The organism is Streptomyces sp. NPDC056452 (genome assembly GCF_042796085.1).
Classification (GTDB): domain Bacteria; phylum Actinomycetota; class Actinomycetes; order Streptomycetales; family Streptomycetaceae; genus Streptomyces.
The window spans coordinates 160,620-177,660 of record NZ_JBHTRI010000005.1; the positions used below are offsets into that span (position 1 = coordinate 160,620).

Below are 17,041 nucleotides of genomic sequence, written 5' to 3' on the forward strand. Positions count from 1 at the left end.
TGGGTCGGGTTCGTAGGGTCGATACATGACCGTTGTGGACGAAATCCCGGGCGAGCCGAGTGACACGCGTGGCCGGGTGGCCGAACTGCTGGACCTGCGCGAGCAGGCACGGCGCGGACCGAGCGACCGGGCGACCGAGGCACAGCACGCCAAGGGCAAGCTGACCGCCCGGGAGCGCATCGAGCTCCTGCTCGACCCCGGCACGTTCAAGGAGGTCGAGCAGCTCCGCCGCCACCGGGCGACCGGATTCGGCCTGGAGGCCAAGAAGCCGTACACCGACGGTGTCATCACCGGCTGGGGCACGGTCGAGGGCCGCACGGTCTTCGTCTACGCGCACGACTTCCGGATCTTCGGCGGCGCGCTGGGCGAGGCCCACGCCACCAAGATCCACAAGATCATGGACATGGCCATCTCGGCCGGTGCTCCGCTGGTCTCGCTGAACGACGGCGCCGGCGCCCGCATCCAGGAGGGCGTGAGCGCGCTCGCCGGGTACGGCGGGATCTTCCAGCGCAACACCCGCGCCTCCGGTGTCATCCCGCAGATCAGCGTGATGCTCGGCCCGTGCGCGGGCGGCGCGGCCTACAGCCCCGCCCTCACCGACTTCGTGTTCATGGTCCGTGAGACCTCGCAGATGTTCATCACCGGACCGGACGTCGTCAAGGCGGTCACCGGCGAGGAGATCACCCAGAACGGACTCGGCGGCGCGGACGTGCACGCCGAGACCTCGGGCGTCGCGCACTTCGCGTACGACGACGAGGAGACCTGCATCGCCGAGGTCCGCTACCTGATCGGGATGCTGCCGTCCAACAACCGCGAGAACCCGCCCGTCGTGCCGAGCGACGACCCGGCCGACCGCCGCGGCGACGTCCTGCTGGACCTGGTCCCGGCCGACGGGAACCGCCCGTACGACATGCACAAGGTGATCGAGGAGCTCGTCGACGACGGCGACTTCCTGGAGATCCACGAGCGCTGGGCCCGCAACATCATCTGCGCCCTGGCCCGGCTCGACGGCCAGGTCGTCGGCATCGTGGCCAACCAGCCGCAGTCGCTGGCCGGTGTCCTGGACATCGAGGCGTCCGAGAAGGCCGCTCGATTCGTCCAGATGTGCGATGCCTTCAACATTCCCATCGTCACTCTGCTGGACGTACCCGGCTTCCTGCCCGGCGTCGACCAGGAGCACGGTGGAATCATTCGGCACGGTGCGAAGCTCCTGTACGCGTACTGCAACGCCACCGTGCCGAGGATCTCGCTGATCCTGCGCAAGGCATACGGAGGCGCGTACATCGTCATGGACAGTCAGTCCATCGGAGCCGACCTCACCTACGCCTGGCCCACCAACGAGATCGCGGTGATGGGCGCCGAAGGTGCCGCCAACGTCATCTTCCGCCGTCAGATCGCGGACGCCGAGGACCCCGAAGCCATGCGGGCCCGCATGGTCAAGGAGTACAAGGCCGAGCTGATGCACCCCTACTACGCCGCGGAGCGCGGTCTGGTCGACGACGTCATCGACCCCGCCGAGACGCGTGAGGTACTGATCGCCTCTCTCGCGATGCTCCGCAACAAGCACGCGGACCTGCCGTCCCGCAAGCACGGCAACCCCCCGCAGTAGTCGCAGCCGCCCCGGCAACCCCGGAGGCGTAGACGACCAGCTGCCCAGAACGTCCAGAAGACGGAGACACCATGAGCGTCACTCCCGCCGAGTCCGTGCTGCGCGTCGAGAAGGGCCAGGCCGGCCCCGAGGAGCTCGCGGCCATCACCGCGGTCCTGCTCGCACGCGCCGCCGCCCAGCCCGACGCGCCCGCCCACCGGGGCCGTAACCACGCCGGATGGCGCCGACTGGAGCGCACCCCCGGTTTCCGTGCCCCGCACAGCTGGCAGGGCTGAGAAGGGCCCCTCAGGCCCCTTCCGGGCCCCTGGGGTCCCGGACGCACGCACAGGAAGGCCCCGCACTCCCGAGGGAGTGCGGGGCCTTTCGCGTGTCCGGGACCTCAGCGCAGGCGGGCCATCAGCGCATGCTCGACGAGCGTGATGAGCGCGCTCTTGGCGTCTCCGCGGTGACGGGCGTCCGTCGTCAGGATCGGGGTGTCGGGCCCGATCTGCAGGGCCTCGCGCACCTCGTCCGGGGTGTAGGGCTGGTGTCCGTCGAAGCCGTTGAGGGCGATGACGAAGGGGAGGCCGCTGTTCTCGAAGTAGTCGACTGCGGGGAAGCAGTCGGCGAGACGGCGGGTGTCGACGAGGACGACGGCGCCGATGGCGCCGCGGACCAGGTCGTCCCACATGAACCAGAAGCGGTCCTGGCCCGGTGTACCGAAGAGGTACAGGATCAGGTCCTGGTCGAGGGTGATGCGGCCGAAGTCCATGGCCACCGTGGTGGTGGTCTTGTCCCCGGTGTGGGTCAGGTCGTCGATGCCCGCGGACGCGGACGTCATCACGGCTTCGGTGCGCAGCGGGTTGATCTCCGAAACGGCACCGACAAACGTGGTCTTACCCACGCCGAAGCCCCCTGCCACCACGATTTTCGCCGAGGTGGTGGAGCGGGCTGCTCCGCCGCTAGAGCTTGCGAAGTCCACTGAGCACCCTTTCGAGCAGTGTCACGGCTGGTTGGCCGCCGGCGGCCTCGTCGCCGCCGGGCTGATGGATAGCGACGAGTCCGGCCTCGGCCAGGTCGGCGACGAGGATCCGGGCAACGCCGAGGGGGATCGTGAGAAGGGCCGAAATCTCGGCGACCGACTTGATCTCGATGCAGAGCCGGCAGATCCGCTGGTGCTCGGGCAGCTGCCCTTGGAGCCTCGACGGATCGGCCGTGGTGCTGACCAGTGCCTCGATGGCGAGCTGGTACCGCGGCCGGGTCCGGCCACCGGTCATGGCGTACGGACGGACCAGCGGGTTGTGCGCCGCGGGCTTCGACGGCTCGGGCGCCTGCCGCTGGACCGGCTGGATGCGCGACGGAGGTGCGTCGTAGCGCTGCGGGGGCTGCTGCTGCGGCCACCCGGACCCCGGCTGCTGCGGCTGTTGCTGCGGCCAGCCGCCCCCCTGCGCGCCTTGCGGCGACTGCTGGGGCTGCTGGTAGGGCTGATACGGCTGATATGGGTCTTGCGAACCCTGCACGCCGGGGTGGTTGAAGCGGTTGTCGCCCTGCTCACCCGGAACGCGCCGACCACCCTCGTACGGGTGTCCGCCTGTGGGTGCTGCCACGTTTCCTCCTCCGACTGCCGGTCGCCATCCCAGTGGTGCCGCGCCACCGCACCTTATGGCGCGGTGACGAGAAACGCACTGTCTGTCTGTCAGTTAAGAAGACTTCCCTGGAGCTCGGCGCGAAGATCCGGGGTGAGAACACTTCCTGCACGGTCTACGAGAAGCGCCATTTCGTACCCAACCAGACCGATATCGGCGTCCGGGTGGGCGAGGACGGCGAGTGAAGATCCGTCAGAGATGGACATGATGAAGAGGAATCCTCGCTCCATCTCCACAACGGTCTGGTTGACGGCGCCGCCCTCGAAGATCCGGGAGGCACCCGCGGTCAGCGACGTCAGACCGGAGGCGACAGCCGCCAGCTGATCGGCGCGGTCACGCGGGAAACCTTCGGACATCGCCAGCAGGAGTCCGTCGGCGGAGACCACCACCGTGTGCGACACCCCGGGGGTGTTGTCCACGAAGTTGGTGATCAACCAGTTCAGATTCTGCGCCGCCTGGCTCATCGGGCTCACACTAACGCTCCTGGTTGTAGGTATTACTTGTGTCCGACCCCGCGGTACGTCCCCGCTGGACACCACGTCGCAGATTGCTCAGCCTGCCACGCACGTCCTCGGGGGCACGGGAGACCTGTGGGCCGCCCTGCTGGGTCTGCTCCGCCGTTCCCTCGACCAGATTGGCCTTGGGCACGCGCCGGGGAAGCCCGGACGGGGTGATTCCGCCCGCCTTCGGATCCTTGAGCTTCTCGGCCCGCTCCCAGCGCTCGTCGTTCGCCGAGCGCCAGTCGTCGGGGCCGTCCCCGCTCGCCGGTGCTGCCTGCGGCGGCTGAGGCTTCTCCTGCTGCTTCGGCGGACGCTGCTGCTGCTGTTCCGCTGCCGCAGGCTGATCGTTTCCACGGCCGGTGGGCTGCCAGTGCTGCTGGCCGGCGCCCCGGCGCGGGAGACCCGCGGTCGTCAGGTCGTGACCGTTGTTCGCGGTGGGCCCCGGACGGTCGAAGCCTACGCGCTCCTGCGGCTCGGCGGGGGCGCTTGGAACAGATTCCGCTTCCGGCTGCGCGAGCGGCTCGTACCCGCCCTGGTAGCCGCCCTGATCCGCCCAATCACCCTGGTGGGACTGGTCGGACTGAGGGGCGAACTGGTCGGCGTACTGCTCCTGCTGGGGCTCCGGTGCGGCGTACGAAGCTTCCGCATAGCCCTGCTGGGGCTGCTGGTAGCCGGTTTCGGCGCCGTACTGCTCGTAGCCGCCGTCGTATCCGGGCTGTGCGTAGCCCTGCTGCTCCGGGGCGTACTGCTCGGGCGCGTACTGCTCCTGGCCGTACTGGTCCTGGGCGTAGCCCTGCTGACCCGCGCCGTTGTCCTGGAACGCCGAGTGCTCGGGTCCGGTCTGCGCCTCCAGCGCGGCCCGGCGCTCCTCACGCATCAGCGAGCGGCCGACCGGGTCGAGCTGCGGGGAGTCCGCAGCCGGGGTGTCGTAGCGCGAGTCGTCGAAGCCGAGTTCCGCCGCCGTACGCATCGGAGCGTGGTGGGCGGGCAGCTCGAACGGCTGCGGCTGTTGCTGCTCGGGAATGATCGAGGAGACGGTGAAGTCGCCCTGCGGCGCCGACTCGCCACCGCCACCATGGGTGATCGCGTCCGGCAGCATGACCAGCGACGTGGTGCCCGCCTGCTCGCCCGAGGGGCGGAGCTGGACACGGATGCCGTGCCGGTCGGCAAGCCGGCCGACCACGAACAGGCCCATGCGCTGGGACACCGCGGCGTCCACGGTCGGCGGGTTGGCCAGCTTGTGGTTGATGTCGGCGAAGTCCTCGGCGGTGAGGCCGATTCCCTTGTCGTGGATCTCGACCATGACACGGCCGTCGGGCAGCCGGGTCGCGGTGACGCGCACCTTGGTCTGCGGCGAGGAGAACGTGGTGGCGTTCTCCAGCAGCTCGGCCAGCAGGTGCACGAGGTCGGTCACGGCCTGGCCGTGGATCTCGCTCTCCGGAACACCGGTGAGCTCGATGCGCTCGTAGGACTCCACCTCGGAGGAGGCGGCACGCAGGACGTCGACCAGCGGAACCGGCTGGTTCCAGCGGCGGCCGGGCTCCTCGCCGGCGAGAACGAGGAGGTTCTCGCCGTTGCGGCGCATACGGGTCGCCAGGTGGTCCAGCTTGAAGAGGCTCTCCAGCTGGTCCGGGTCGGCCTCGTTGTTCTCCAGGTCGGTGATGAGGGTCAGCTGGCCCTCGATGAGCGACTGGTTGCGGCGCGACAGGTTGGTGAAGATCGCGTTGACGTTGCCCCGCAGCATGGCCTGCTCGGCTGCGAGCCGGACCGCCTCGCGGTGCACCTGGTCGAAGGCGCGGGCGACCTCGCCGATCTCGTCCTGGGTGTTGATCGGGATCGGCTGCACCCGTGTGTCCACGCGGCCGGGCTCGGTCCGCGACAGCTGGTCGACGAGCATCGGCAGGCGCTGCTCGGCGATACCGAAGGCGGCGGTACGCAGCTGGCGCATCGCGCGGCTCATCTGGCGGGCCATGAGGCCCGCGATGATGAACGCGGCCAGCAGGGAGATGATCACGATCGCGGCGTTGACGATGGCGTCGTTCCGGGCGCTGGACGAGATGTCCGCGGCCTCGGTGACGGCCTTGTCGACGAGCTCGTCCTCAACGGTGGTGTAGCCGTCGAACTTGGCGGTGGCGGCGGCCATCCAGGTCTCGGGGGTGATCCCCTTCTTCCGGAGTTCCGAGGGGCGCTGGCCCTGGCCGATCTGCTGGGCCATGCCGTCGAAGACCGAACCGTCGATGCTCGGCGGCGCCACGAAGGGCTGACCGGTGGCCGCGGCCTGCTCCTTGGCGGCCTTGAGCTGCTTGGCGCCCTCGGCGGCCTTGCCGGCCATGACTTCCTTGAGCCGCGCCACGTCGGCCTCGGTACCACCGGAGACGAACTCGCCGAGGGCGATCTGCTCCAGGTAGTTGTACGAGCCGAACGCCTTGACCTGGGCGTCGAAAGTGGCTTCCTTCTGGCTGGGACGAACCAGCAGGTGCATACCGATGGAGCGCTGAAGCGATTCGGCAGCCTTGGCCAGCTCGATCGCGTACACGGTCCGGCCGTAGGTGGTGATGTTGCTGCTGCCCAGGCCGAGCTCGTTGGAGAACTCCATCAGCGAGTGCTGGACCTTGGTGTAGCCCTCTTCCGTCTTCACCGGGTCCATCGCCTCGGCGTAGGCGGCCTTGCGCAGCTCGGGGAGGAGCGGCTCCTCCACCTTGAACAGCTTGAGGCGGCGGTCAAGCCCCGCCTTGTCCGGCATGTCCTGGACGGCGGTGTCGAACTTCGTCGCCGCTTCGTCCGTGATGGCGCGGGCGTCCTCGACCTCGGCTGCCGTGCGCTTGTTGGACAGCAACGGCTGGGCGGTGAGGTCACGCTCGTTGAGCAGCGCCTGACCGTACTCCGCGGCCGCGCGGACGACCTGGGCCGTCTTCTCGGCGTCCTGGGCCTCGTTCCACCTGTCGACAGACCCCTTGACCTGGAAGCCGCCCATGATCAGGCCGACCAGCGCGGGAATCAGGAGAATCGCGTTCAGCCGGGTGGGCACCCGCCAGTTGCGCGGCGACAGCCGACTGGTGCTGCCACCTGCCGGCTCCGCCTCGGATATCTCCGCAGGCGACACCGCAGCGCGCGGCGGCGGGGTGAAGTTGCCCCGTTCCGGCTGCGCCGCGGAGCCCTCGTTGCTTCGCCTCACTCGACCAACAACCTCTCGGCGTCGGCACCTACGTTGTGCCGGATTATTCGTTCAGGGCCGTATTACTCGGTAGTTCGACGCATTGCAGCACGCGGACCGGCCGCGTTCCAAACAGTCGGAATGCCTGATTCCGGGTGGCGCGTGCCTCAGATAAAACGGGCATAAAGAACGAGCCCCGTCAAAAGGCGGGGCTCATGTGAGCACAGTGGTACTGCTCGGATGCGTCGTGTGTTGATGCCGCTGCAATTCTCTGTCGAAATGTTATGAACACGGGGGCGGATCGTGTCAAAGGACACAGGCCGCCCCCGCTTGACTACAGCAACTTCCGTAGATCAATACCGACTTCGCGCTACTTGAGCCGCGCCATCAACGCGTGCTCGACCAGCGTGATCAGACCGCTCTTGGCGTCTGCACGGTGACGGGCGTCCGTCGTGATGATCGGTGCGTCGGGCCCGATCTGCAGGGCCTCACGTACTTCTTCCGGGGTGTAGGGCTGGTGTCCGTCGAAGCCGTTGAGGGCGATGACGAAGGGGAGGCCGCTGTTCTCGAAGTAGTCGACTGCGGGGAAGCAGTCGGCGAGACGGCGGGTGTCGACGAGGACGACGGCGCCGATGGCGCCGCGGACCAGGTCGTCCCACATGAACCAGAAGCGGTCCTGGCCCGGTGTACCGAAGAGGTACAGGATCAGGTCCTGGTCGAGGGTGATGCGGCCGAAGTCCATGGCCACCGTGGTGGTGGTCTTGTCCCCGGTGTGGGTCAGGTCGTCGATGCCCGCGGACGCGGACGTCATCACGGCTTCGGTGCGCAGCGGGTTGATCTCCGAAACGGCACCGACAAACGTGGTCTTACCCACGCCGAAGCCCCCTGCCACCACGATTTTCGCCGAGGTGGTTGCGCGGGCCGTCCCGCCGCTAGAGCTTGCGAAGTCCACTGAGCACCCTTTCGAGCAGTGTCACATCCGGCGCGCCGCCGGCCTCTCCATTGCCCGGCTGGTGGATGGCCACCATGCCGGCTTCCGCCAGGTCCGCCACCAGGATCCTGGCCACGCCCAGCGGCATGGACAGCAGGGCCGAAACCTCGGCCACCGACTTGACCTCACGGCAGAGGTGGCAGATCCGCTGGTGCTCGGGGAGCAGCGTCCCGAGGTGAGCGGGGTCTGCTGTTGTGCTGACCAGCGCCTCTATCGCGAGCTGGTAGCGCGGCCGGGTCCGGCCGCCGGTCATTGCGTACGGACGGACCAGCGGCTGGTCGCCTTCACCGTCGTACGACGCGTGGTGCAGTGCGCCGTACGGATCAGGTGAGGCGGGTGGCGGGGTCATGAATCCTCCGGGCGTGACAGCAGGGTGTCGCCTTGCCGTCGGGAAGGGCCGGTGGGGGGTCTTTGACGGCCGGACGGGTGAGGGTTTCGAGTAGTACCTGGGGGGATCGTGTCAGGGGTCTGCTGCATGGCCGCCTAGTGGAGCAGACTGCCTTGTAGTTCGGCGCGGAGGTCAGGGGTGAGTACCGACCCCGCGCGGTCGACGAGGAGTGCCATCTCGTACCCGACCAGGCCGATGTCCGCATCCGGGTGGGCCAGAACGGCCAGAGACGAACCGTCCGAGACGGACATGAGGAAAAGGAATCCCCGCTCCATCTCCACAACGGTCTGGCTCACGGCGCCGCCTTCGAAGATCCGGGAGGCACCCGCGGTGAGCGACGTCAGACCGGAGGCGACTGCCGCCAGCTGATCGGCGCGGTCGCGCGGGAAACCTTCGGACATTGCCAGCAGCAGGCCATCCGCGGAGACCACCACCGTGTGGGACACCCCTGGGGTGTTGTCCACAAAGTTGGTGATCAGCCAGTTCAGATTCTGCGCGGCCTGACTCATGGGGCTCAACTAACGCTCCTGCTGGTGAGTGGGGCCGAGTTGGAAACTGCCGGTAGACGAGCCGTTGTTGGCCTGTCGTCCCTGCTGGATGCCCCGGCGGAGATTGGTCAGACGGCCGCGTACGTCATCGGGCGCACGCGAAACCTGAGGTCCGGACTGATGATTCTGCTGCTGAGCAGTGCCCGGTACCAAATTGGCACGCGGAACCCGGCGCGGCAGCCCGGAGGTGGTGATCCCGCCCGCAGCGGGCTTCTTGACCCGCTCCGCCTGACGAACGAGCTCGTCATTGGGCGAGGCGCGCCAGGAACTGGTGACGCCGGCATCGGCCGCACCACGCCGGGGCATGGGCGGAGCCGGGGTGCCGACGGGCTCAGGAGCCGACGGTGCCTGCGGCTCGGCTGCCGGCGGCTGAGCGCCGCCCTGCCCCGGGCCGTGGAACCAGTTCGTCTCGAGCGTGTCGTACAGCGGCGTACGCCCGTCACCCGGACCGGCGGGCGGCAGCGCCTCGGGCTGCTGCGGCAGCGCCGGACGGCGCGGCGGCTCACCCGCGGGCTGGACCGGCGGACGCGGTGCGCCGAAGTCGGCGTTGTCCTGCCGGCGCGGTGCGGGCATCTGGTGGTTCTGCGGGGCCTGGGCGCCGTAGCCCTGGTCCTGCGGCAGCGGGGCGTTGAAGTCCGGGCGCGAGAACTGCGCGGTGCTCGCCGGGTCCGGCGCCTGCGGCGCGGAGAAGTCCGGGCGGGCGAACTCGGCCGTGGCGCCGGGGCCCTGACGGTCGTTCATGGGCGGACGCTGGTTCGGCGCGTTGAACGGCTGGTGGGGAGCGGAGCTGCCCGGGCGGGCGAACCGGCCGGAGTCCGGCTCCTCGTGACCGCGCGGCGCGTCCGGCTGAGTACGCCGGGGAGCACCCTGCTCCTCGACGCCCCAGCTCGCGCTCTGCGGACGCTGCGGCTGCGGGTTGCCACCGGGCAGCTCGGCCCGGGGACCGCCGGACGGCGGCAGCTGACGGCCGGGGCCGCCGGGCTGCTGGAAGCCGGCCTGATCGTTCCGTGCCTGCTGAGGCTGCGGGGCCTGCCGGGCGGGCGGACCGCTCGGACGGCCCTGCTGGCCCTGCGGACCGGGCTGGGCCGGACCCCCCGTGTGACCGAAGAGGTTGGGCTGGCCGGAGTCCGTACGGCCGGGAGACTCCTGCTGACCACGCGCGCCCATCCGGGCGCCGCCGCCGAAGGCGCCGGAGAGGCCGCCGCCGCCCTGGGGCTGGTTCGGACGGCCGGGGCCCTGCGGACCGTTGCCGGGGCCCTGTGGACCGCCGTCACGCGAGGGCAGCGCGGCCCGCGGGCCCGAGCCCGTGCCGACCTGCCCGCGCTGCGGACCGGAACCCAGGCCCTTGGCGGGAGGAGCGGACGGGGAACCCGCAAGCCCGGGACGCTGGCCCGCGCCCGCGCCGGAGCCGTTGCCACCGGCGAGGAGACCACCGGGGGAACCGCCCTGCGGGCCCTGACCCTGCTTCGACGGCGGCTGCTTGCCGCCGTGCGCGACCTCCATGGGCAGCATGACCAGTGCGGTCGTACCGCCGGAGTCGGAGGGACGCAGCTGGATCCGGATGCCGTGACGCAGGGACAGCCGGCCGACCACGAACAGACCCATGCGGCGGGACACCGAGACGTCCACGGTGGGCGGCGATGCGAGCCGCTCGTTGATCGCCGCGAGGTCCTCGGGGGAGAGGCCGATACCCGTGTCGTGGATCTCGACGAGCACACGCCCGTCGGGCAGTGCGTGACCGGTGACCCGGACCTTCGTCTGCGGCGAGGAGAACGACGTCGCGTTCTCCAGCAGCTCGGCGAGGAGGTGCACGAGGTCGTTGACGACGCGGCCGGCCACTTCGGTGGCGGGCACCGCGGCCAGTTCGATGCGCTCGTACTGCTCCACCTCGGACGCGGCGGCGCGGAGCACGTCGACCAGCGGCACCGGACGGGTCCAGCGGCGGCCCGGCTCCTCGCCCGCGAGGACGAGGAGGTTTTCGCCGTTACGGCGCATACGGGTCGCGAGGTGGTCGAGCTTGAAGAGGGAGGACAGCTGGTCCGGGTCGGCCTCGCGCGACTCCAGTTCGGAGATGAGCGAGAGCTGGCGCTGGATGAGGCCCTGGCTCCGGCGCGAGAGGTTGGTGAACATCGCGTTGACGTTGCCTCGCAGCAGCGCCTGCTCGGCGGCCAGTCGGACCGCCTCGCGGTGCACGTCGTCGAAGGCCGCGGCCACCTTGCCGATCTCGTCCCGGGAGTGCACACCGACCGACTCGACCGAGGTGTCGACGTCCTGCGGGTCGGTCTCGGAGAGCTGCTTGACGAGCTCGGGCAGCCGGTCCTGGGCGACCCGGGTCGCGGTGTCCTGCAGTCGCCGCAGCGAGCGGATCATGGACCGCGCCACGACGAAGGCGCCGACGAGGGATACACCGAGGACGATGAGGATGACCGCACCGTTGAGGATGGCGTCGCGCTGCGAGGCCTCGCGGAGCTCGCGGGCCTTGCCCTCCATCTCACCGAGGAGGGTCTCCTCGATGGTCTTCATGGCCTGGATCTTGTTGGAGCTCTGGTCGTACCAGTCCATGTACGTGCGGGGCTTGCGGCCCTCCATGCCCAGCGGGCTGTCGAGCACCTGCTTCGCGTACATGTCCGCGGCGGTGATCTCGGGGTTGCCGTTCTTGAGCGAGTCCGTCAGCTCGGCGGCGTCGCTGCCCGTGGTCGTGTAGGCGCCTTCGAACGTCTGAAGGGCCAGCGCCTCCTTGCGGTTGGCGTTGCGGCCGAACACCTTGTCGTTGTCGTTGAGGTGCGTGTCGGCGCTGTCACCGCCCGGAAGTGCCGCGGCGATGATCGCGCGCTGGACCGAGGCGTACTCCTTGGCGGAGGAGAAGGCCGCCAGGGCGCGGGTCCGCTTGATCATGTCCGGGTTGCTGGTCGCCTGCGCCATGTCCTGCGAGAGCCCCAGCAGCGCGGTGATCAGCTGGCTGTACTGGTCGACCGTGCTGAGGCTCGGGGCGCCCTCGGTGTACGCGTCCTTGCGGATGCTGGTGAGCTCGCCGAGCTGGGTGGCGATCTGGCTGACGCTGGAGTGGATGCCCTCCATCGCCTCGTCGGTCTGCGTGTTACCGATGTCGTCGGCCGCGTCGAAGAACGCGTCCTTGGCCCGGTCGGTCCGCTTCCGAGGCTCAGTGATCTTGAAGTCGGTGGCCTTCACCTTGTTCGCCAAGGGGCCTGCCGACTTGTCGCGCTCCTCCTGGAGCGCGTTGGCGAGCGCGGTCGCCTGCTTCGTCATCTGAGTGAGCAGCTGCATGTGCTCCAGCTGTTCCATGTCATTCATGGACTCGTTGATCCGCAGTCCGCCCAGCGTGGTCGCGGCGACCACGGGAAGGGCGAGGAGGGAGACCAGACGGGTGCTGATGCGCCAGTTGCGCAGGGCTATGCGTGAGCCGGTGCCTACCGGCCCCGCGGGTTTGAGAGGCGTGGCCGGGTCCGCGCCGCTGGTGCTCGTCGTACCCGAGCGCTGCGCGCGGTCACCGCTGTCGCCGGCTCCGGCCGGCCCGGGGTTCTGGGCGTGCTGGGGCGAGGAACCGCGGTCGGTCCCGCCGCGCGGCTCCTGTTCCGCCGGAGCGCTGCCATCCCTCTTGAAACGTCCCTGCACTAGCGTCGCAACCTCTGGACCAGGCGTCCCACCACGTGTTCGGGCGGGACGGTGTCGGCGTCGTGGGGCGCTGGACGCGCCCCATGGTGGTCGTGAGTGACCGGCGTACTTCCCCCTCCCGCCGCCACTCGGCGCTGCGTTGCGCCCCTGCGCGCCGGGCCTGAAACCCGCGGCGGTGCGTGGAATTCCAGCACAGTGGAGGATCTCCAACAAGGCCCACGTACCGGGCTGTGACCTCTGTGACACCGTGTGATGGTGGAGTAACAAGCCGTGGAGAGTGTTCAGGGGCAAATCGGATCATTGAGGGTGTGCCCCCTGGGGGCGGGCGGTGTCCCAGTCGACATGATCGGGAGCGGAATGGCAGATTCAGTGCCGTAATGCCCGCTTTGTTTCCCGTGGTCGACTGTCCATAATGCTCTATTTGTCGGCAACTTCGTGAGCAAACTCACATGATGATCGACGTCTCTTCCCCGCTCCCGCGGGGAATCGGATGTTTAGCCTGACGCTTTACAGGGATAGCGAATCCGACAACCGGCGCCCCTCCGGGCGGCGCCCCAGCGACAAGGGTCCACACGGCAGATGAAGACGACGATGATGTTCCGCAACATTGCCAACCCCCGGCGCACCACGCTGGCGCACCTCGAGGACGCCGTAGCGCTGCACACGCCGGAGCAGCCGGAGCACGCCGCCGAACTGCCCACCCAGACGGCCAACCCCCGCCGCACCATCCTCATGGTGGCACCCGTCACGACCGCCGGCTGACGCCGCACGGCTCTCCCCCTCACCCGCGCCAGCGCCGGGCCCGGCGAGGCTCTGCCCCGTCGCGCCGCCCGGCACGCACGCTCGCGGCGTCGGCCGAAAGCCCCGGTAGCTCCTCCCCCATAGCCTGAAGGGCATGGGAGGTACCCCCTCCAAGGACTTCCGTCCGCCTTGCGATCGCACGCACCGGACGACGCTCCTAATGGGGCAAACCTCGCCGGGCCAGGCGCTAGCCTGGAGCGTCAGTCTTCAGCCAGCCAGCAAGTGAGGGGCGACAGCATCCCGTGCGCATCGCCAGGTTCTCCATCGACGGCAATGTCGCCTTCGGCGCGGTCGAGGGCGACAGCCCCGACAGCCTCGTCCTCGACATCATCAAGGGCATCCCGTACGCCGACTTCGAGCTCTCCGGGACCAAGGTCCCGCTGAGCAAGGTCCGGCTGCTGCCCCCGGTGCTCCCCAACAAGGTCGTGGCCATCGGCCGCAACTACGCGGAACACGCCGCCGAGCTCGGCAACGAGGTCCCGGATGTCCCCGTCGCCTTCTTCAAGCCCACCACCTCGGTGATCGGCTCCGGCGACGCCATCGAGTACCCCTCCTTCTCCGACGACCTGCACCACGAGGCCGAGCTGGCCGTGGTCATCGGCCGGATGTGCCGCGAAGTTCCGCGTGAGCGTGTCAAGGACGTCATCTTCGGCTACACCTGCGCCAACGACGTCACGGCCCGCGACGCCCAGAAGCGCGAGAAGCAGTGGGCCCGGGCCAAGGGCTTCGACACGTCCTGCCCGCTGGGCCCCTGGGTGGAGACCGACCTCGACCCCCGCGACCTGACCATCCAGGCGACGGTCAACGGCGAGCAGCGCCAGCTGGGCCGCACGAGCGACATGATCCGCTCGATCGAGGACCTGGTCGTCCACATCACGGAAGCCATGACACTGCTCCCGGGCGACGTGATCCTCACCGGAACCCCCGCAGGGGTCGGACCCCTGCACGTCGGCGACGAAGTCGCCGTCACCATCGAAGGCATCGGCACTCTCACCAACAAGGTGATCAAGCGTGGTTAACGGACCTGTCCGCGTACGTTTCTGTCCCTCCCCGACCGGCAACCCCCACGTGGGCCTGGTCCGGACAGCTCTCTTCAACTGGGCCTTCGCCCGGCACCACCAGGGCACCCTGGTCTTCCGTATCGAGGACACCGACGCGGCCCGTGACTCCGAGGAGTCCTACGAGCAGCTGCTCGACTCGATGCGCTGGCTCGGCATGGACTGGGACGAGGGCCCCGAGATCGGCGGCCCGCACGCCCCGTACCGCCAGTCGCAGCGCATGGACCTGTACAAGGACGTCGCCGAGAAGCTCCTTGCCGCCGGTCACGCGTACCACTGCTACTGCACCACCGAGGAGCTCGACACCCGCCGCGACGCCGCCCGTGCGGCCGGCAAGCCGTCGGGTTACGACGGCCACTGCCGCGCGCTGACCGCCGAGCAGACCGCGGCGTACGAGGCCGAGGGCCGGACCTCCATCGTCCGCTTCCGGATGCCCGACGAGGCGATCACCTTCACCGACCTCGTCCGCGGTGACATCACCGTCCAGCCGGAGAACGTCCCGGACTACGGCATCGTCCGTGCCAACGGCGCTCCCCTGTACACGCTGGTCAACCCGGTCGACGACGCGCTGATGGAGATCACCCACGTCCTGCGCGGCGAGGACCTGCTCTCCTCCACCCCGCGCCAGATCGCCCTCTACAGGGCGCTCATCGAGCTGGGCATCGCCAAGGACACCCCCGCCTTCGGCCACCTCCCCTACGTCATGGGGGAGGGCAACAAGAAGCTCTCCAAGCGCGACCCGCAGGCCTCGCTCAACCTCTACCGCGAGCGCGGCTTCCTGCCCGAGGGGCTGCTGAACTACCTCTCGCTGCTCGGCTGGTCGATCGCCGAGGACCGCGACATCTTCGGCCGTGACGAGCTGGTGGCCGCGTTCGACATCGCCGACGTCAACGCCAACCCCGCACGCTTCGACCTGAAGAAGGCCGAGCACATCAACGCCGAGCACCTGCGCATGCTCGACGTGAAGGCCTTCACCGAGGCCTGCGGCCCCTGGCTGAAGGCCCCGTTCGCCCCCTGGGCGCCAGAGGCATTCGACGCGGAGCAGTTCGCCGAGATCGCCCCGCACGCCCAGACCCGTGTGACGGTCCTCTCGGACATCACGGCCAACGTCGACTTCCTCTTCCTGGACGAGCCCGTCCAGGAAGAGGCGTCCTGGACCAAGGCCATGAAGGAGGGCTCCGACGCCCTCCTCGTCACGGCCCGCGCCGAGCTGACCGCCGCCGAGTGGAACGCCGAGGCGCTCAAGACGGCCGTCCTCACCGCCGGCGAGAAGCACGGCCTGAAGCTCGGCAAGGCCCAGGCCCCGGTCCGCGTCGCCGTCACCGGCCGCACGGTCGGTCTGCCGCTCTTCGAGTCCCTGGAGATCCTGGGCCGCGAGAAGACGATCGCCCGCATCGACGCCGCGCTGGCCAAGCTGGCCGCGTAACCGTCGTACGCAGGGAAGAAGGGACCGCACGGCCTTCCGGGCCGGGCGGTCCCTTCCGCTGTCCGGCTGCCGGGCCCACGGGGCAGCCGGTAGCGTGACTTTCATGGCGATTCGCGCGGTCCTCTGGGACGTGGACGACACGATCTTCGACTACGCCGGGTCGGACCGTACCGGCCTGCTGCGCCACCTCCGGGCGGAGGGGCTGTCCGACAGTGACGAGGACCACCACGGCCGCTGGATGCGCATCGCCTCCGCCCACTGGGCGCGGGTCGCCGCCGGTGAGTCCGACTGGTACGCGCACTGCCGGGACCGGGTCAGGGAGTTCCTGGACGCGGAGCTGAGCGACGCGGACGCCGACGCGTGGTTCACCCGGTACGTCGGGCACTACGAGAGTTCCTGGGAGCTCTTCCCGGACACCGTGCCCGTGCTCGACGCGCTGGCCCGCACGCACCGGCACGCGATCCTGTCGAACTCCTCCGTCGACCACCAGGAACGCAAGCTGCGGGCCCTCGGCGTGCGCGACCGCTTCGAGGTCCTGCTGTGCGCTCAGGAACTCGGCGTCTACAAGCCGGACGCCAGGGCCTTCCGCGCGGCCTGCGAGGCACTGGAGCTCGACCCGCACGAAGTGGTCTACGTCGGGGACGAGCCGGACATCGACGCCGCCGGAGCCACGGCCGCGGGTCTCACCGGGGTGTGGCTGGACCGGCGCGGCCGGGGCGGGCGGCCGGAACTCGTCCGGATCACGGGGCTGGAGGAGCTCCCCGGTCTGCTGGCAGGCAATACCCGTTTTGGAGCGCCGGACACCTTCAGGTAATGTTCTTCCTGCGCCGCCCGAGCGGACCGAAAGATCCGGCCGGGAAGCGCAGACAGAAATAAAACCCCCAAGGGGTTGCGTTTCAGTGGGCTATGGTGTAATTGGCAACACTACGGTTTCTGGTACCGTCATTCTAGGTTCGAGTCCTGGTAGCCCAGCGCAAGACCGAAGTAACAAGCCCCCGTTGTGTAGCGGCCTAGCACGCTGCCCTCTCACGGCAGTAGCGCCGGTTCGAATCCGGTCGGGGGTACAGATCCTTCCCGCGAGAACATCTGGGTCGCACCCACGTTCTTGATGCAGGATCGCTAGGGCCCCCGTTGTGTAGCGGCCTAGCACGCTGCCCTCTCACGGCAGTAGCGCCGGTTCGAATCCGGTCGGGGGTACTTGCAACACCATGGGCTATGGTGTAATTGGCAACACTACGGTTTCTGGTACCGTCATTCTAGGTTCGAGTCCTGGTAGCCCAGCGCAAGACCGAAGTAACAAGCCCCCGT

General features: G+C 69.1%; 14 protein-coding genes and 4 tRNA genes. 10 read left to right on the forward strand and 8 right to left on the reverse strand.

Annotated features, from left to right (window positions below):
* The first annotated feature begins 25 nt into the window (after positions 1-25).
* The gene (locus ACFQ6X_RS07165) at positions 26-1,609 is read left to right on the forward strand and encodes an acyl-CoA carboxylase subunit beta (protein WP_383177198.1); all 1,584 of its coding nucleotides are present in this window, start codon (positions 26-28) and stop codon (positions 1,607-1,609) included.
* A gap of 71 nt (positions 1,610-1,680) precedes the next feature.
* The gene (locus ACFQ6X_RS07170) at positions 1,681-1,884 is read left to right on the forward strand and encodes an acyl-CoA carboxylase subunit epsilon (RefSeq protein WP_329207026.1); all 204 of its coding nucleotides are present in this window, start codon (positions 1,681-1,683) and stop codon (positions 1,882-1,884) included.
* Positions 1,885-1,988: 104 nt separating this feature from the next.
* Here the strand turns inward: ACFQ6X_RS07170 and ACFQ6X_RS07175 are convergent, their stop codons facing one another.
* The 8 genes from ACFQ6X_RS07175 to ACFQ6X_RS07210 all read right to left on the reverse strand — a co-directional run bounded on the left by ACFQ6X_RS07175 (position 1,989) and on the right by ACFQ6X_RS07210 (position 12,448).
* Positions 1,989-2,570, reverse strand: a complete 582-nt coding sequence (locus ACFQ6X_RS07175) for an ATP/GTP-binding protein (RefSeq protein ID WP_205022613.1) — start codon at positions 2,568-2,570, stop codon at positions 1,989-1,991.
* Positions 2,551-3,195 (reverse strand): DUF742 domain-containing protein, encoded by a 645-nt coding sequence (locus ACFQ6X_RS07180; RefSeq protein WP_383177201.1) that lies wholly within the window; start codon positions 3,193-3,195, stop codon positions 2,551-2,553. The genes ACFQ6X_RS07175 and ACFQ6X_RS07180 overlap by 20 nt, the downstream gene beginning before the upstream one ends.
* Positions 3,196-3,284: 89 nt before the next feature.
* Positions 3,285-3,698 carry a roadblock/LC7 domain-containing protein gene (locus ACFQ6X_RS07185; RefSeq protein ID WP_006127847.1) on the reverse strand — a complete coding sequence of 138 codons (414 nt, stop codon included), beginning with the start codon at positions 3,696-3,698 and terminating at the stop codon, positions 3,285-3,287.
* Between the two features lie 10 nt (positions 3,699-3,708).
* Positions 3,709-6,909: a nitrate- and nitrite sensing domain-containing protein gene (locus ACFQ6X_RS07190; protein ID WP_383177206.1), complete on the reverse strand. Its 3,201-nt coding sequence runs from the start codon at positions 6,907-6,909 to the stop codon at positions 3,709-3,711.
* A gap of 349 nt (positions 6,910-7,258) precedes the next feature.
* Positions 7,259-7,840, reverse strand: coding sequence for an ATP/GTP-binding protein (locus ACFQ6X_RS07195; RefSeq protein WP_128848843.1), 582 nt, complete (start codon positions 7,838-7,840; stop codon positions 7,259-7,261).
* A complete protein-coding gene (locus ACFQ6X_RS07200) occupies positions 7,821-8,228 on the reverse strand; it encodes a DUF742 domain-containing protein (RefSeq protein ID WP_003966010.1) in 408 nt (135 codons plus the stop codon). Before ACFQ6X_RS07200 ends, ACFQ6X_RS07195 begins: the two co-directional genes overlap by 20 nt.
* Positions 8,229-8,362: 134 nt before the next feature.
* Positions 8,363-8,776 carry a roadblock/LC7 domain-containing protein gene (locus tag ACFQ6X_RS07205; protein ID WP_168713747.1) on the reverse strand — a complete coding sequence of 138 codons (414 nt, stop codon included), beginning with the start codon at positions 8,774-8,776 and terminating at the stop codon, positions 8,363-8,365.
* Positions 8,777-8,785: 9 nt separating this feature from the next.
* Positions 8,786-12,448, reverse strand: a complete 3,663-nt coding sequence (locus tag ACFQ6X_RS07210; RefSeq protein WP_383177209.1) for a nitrate- and nitrite sensing domain-containing protein — start codon at positions 12,446-12,448, stop codon at positions 8,786-8,788.
* A gap of 579 nt (positions 12,449-13,027) precedes the next feature.
* On the opposite strand from ACFQ6X_RS07210, the gene ACFQ6X_RS07215 reads away from it, so the two are divergent.
* From ACFQ6X_RS07215 to ACFQ6X_RS07250, 8 genes are all read left to right on the forward strand, one after another.
* Positions 13,028-13,210 (forward strand): hypothetical protein, encoded by a 183-nt coding sequence (locus ACFQ6X_RS07215; protein WP_383177212.1) that lies wholly within the window; start codon positions 13,028-13,030, stop codon positions 13,208-13,210.
* Between the two features lie 281 nt (positions 13,211-13,491).
* Positions 13,492-14,268, forward strand: coding sequence for a fumarylacetoacetate hydrolase family protein (locus tag ACFQ6X_RS07220; protein ID WP_329207015.1), 777 nt, complete (start codon positions 13,492-13,494; stop codon positions 14,266-14,268).
* Positions 14,261-15,733 carry a glutamate--tRNA ligase gene (gene gltX / locus ACFQ6X_RS07225; protein ID WP_383177216.1) on the forward strand — a complete coding sequence of 491 codons (1,473 nt, stop codon included), beginning with the start codon at positions 14,261-14,263 and terminating at the stop codon, positions 15,731-15,733. Before ACFQ6X_RS07220 ends, gltX begins: the two co-directional genes overlap by 8 nt.
* 103 nt (positions 15,734-15,836) lie before the next feature.
* Positions 15,837-16,547 carry an HAD family hydrolase gene (locus tag ACFQ6X_RS07230; RefSeq protein ID WP_383177219.1) on the forward strand — a complete coding sequence of 237 codons (711 nt, stop codon included), beginning with the start codon at positions 15,837-15,839 and terminating at the stop codon, positions 16,545-16,547.
* A gap of 86 nt (positions 16,548-16,633) precedes the next feature.
* Positions 16,634-16,705: transfer RNA gene (locus ACFQ6X_RS07235), tRNA-Gln, on the forward strand.
* A 19-nt stretch (positions 16,706-16,724) separates the two neighbouring features.
* Positions 16,725-16,797, forward strand: a tRNA-Glu gene (locus ACFQ6X_RS07240).
* A 60-nt stretch (positions 16,798-16,857) separates the two neighbouring features.
* Positions 16,858-16,930 (forward strand) — tRNA-Glu (locus tag ACFQ6X_RS07245).
* Positions 16,931-16,942: 12 nt separating this feature from the next.
* Positions 16,943-17,014: transfer RNA gene (locus ACFQ6X_RS07250), tRNA-Gln, on the forward strand.
* The last annotated feature ends 27 nt before the right edge of the window (positions 17,015-17,041 follow it).

Excerpts from the sequence above, each read along its gene's own strand:
- ACFQ6X_RS07205 (WP_168713747.1), bottom strand. The coding sequence starts at position 8,776 with ATGAGTCAGGCCGCGCAGAATCTGAACTGGCTGATCACCAACTTTGTG.
- ACFQ6X_RS07200 (WP_003966010.1), bottom strand. The coding sequence starts at position 8,228 with ATGACCCCGCCACCCGCCTCACCTGATCCGTACGGCGCACTGCACCAC.
- ACFQ6X_RS07215 (WP_383177212.1), top strand. The coding sequence starts at position 13,028 with ATGAAGACGACGATGATGTTCCGCAACATTGCCAACCCCCGGCGCACC.
- ACFQ6X_RS07185 (WP_006127847.1), bottom strand. The coding sequence starts at position 3,698 with ATGAGCCAGGCGGCGCAGAATCTGAACTGGTTGATCACCAACTTCGTG.
- ACFQ6X_RS07230 (WP_383177219.1), top strand. The coding sequence starts at position 15,837 with ATGGCGATTCGCGCGGTCCTCTGGGACGTGGACGACACGATCTTCGAC.
- ACFQ6X_RS07170 (WP_329207026.1), top strand. The coding sequence starts at position 1,681 with ATGAGCGTCACTCCCGCCGAGTCCGTGCTGCGCGTCGAGAAGGGCCAG.
- ACFQ6X_RS07165 (WP_383177198.1), top strand. The coding sequence starts at position 26 with ATGACCGTTGTGGACGAAATCCCGGGCGAGCCGAGTGACACGCGTGGC.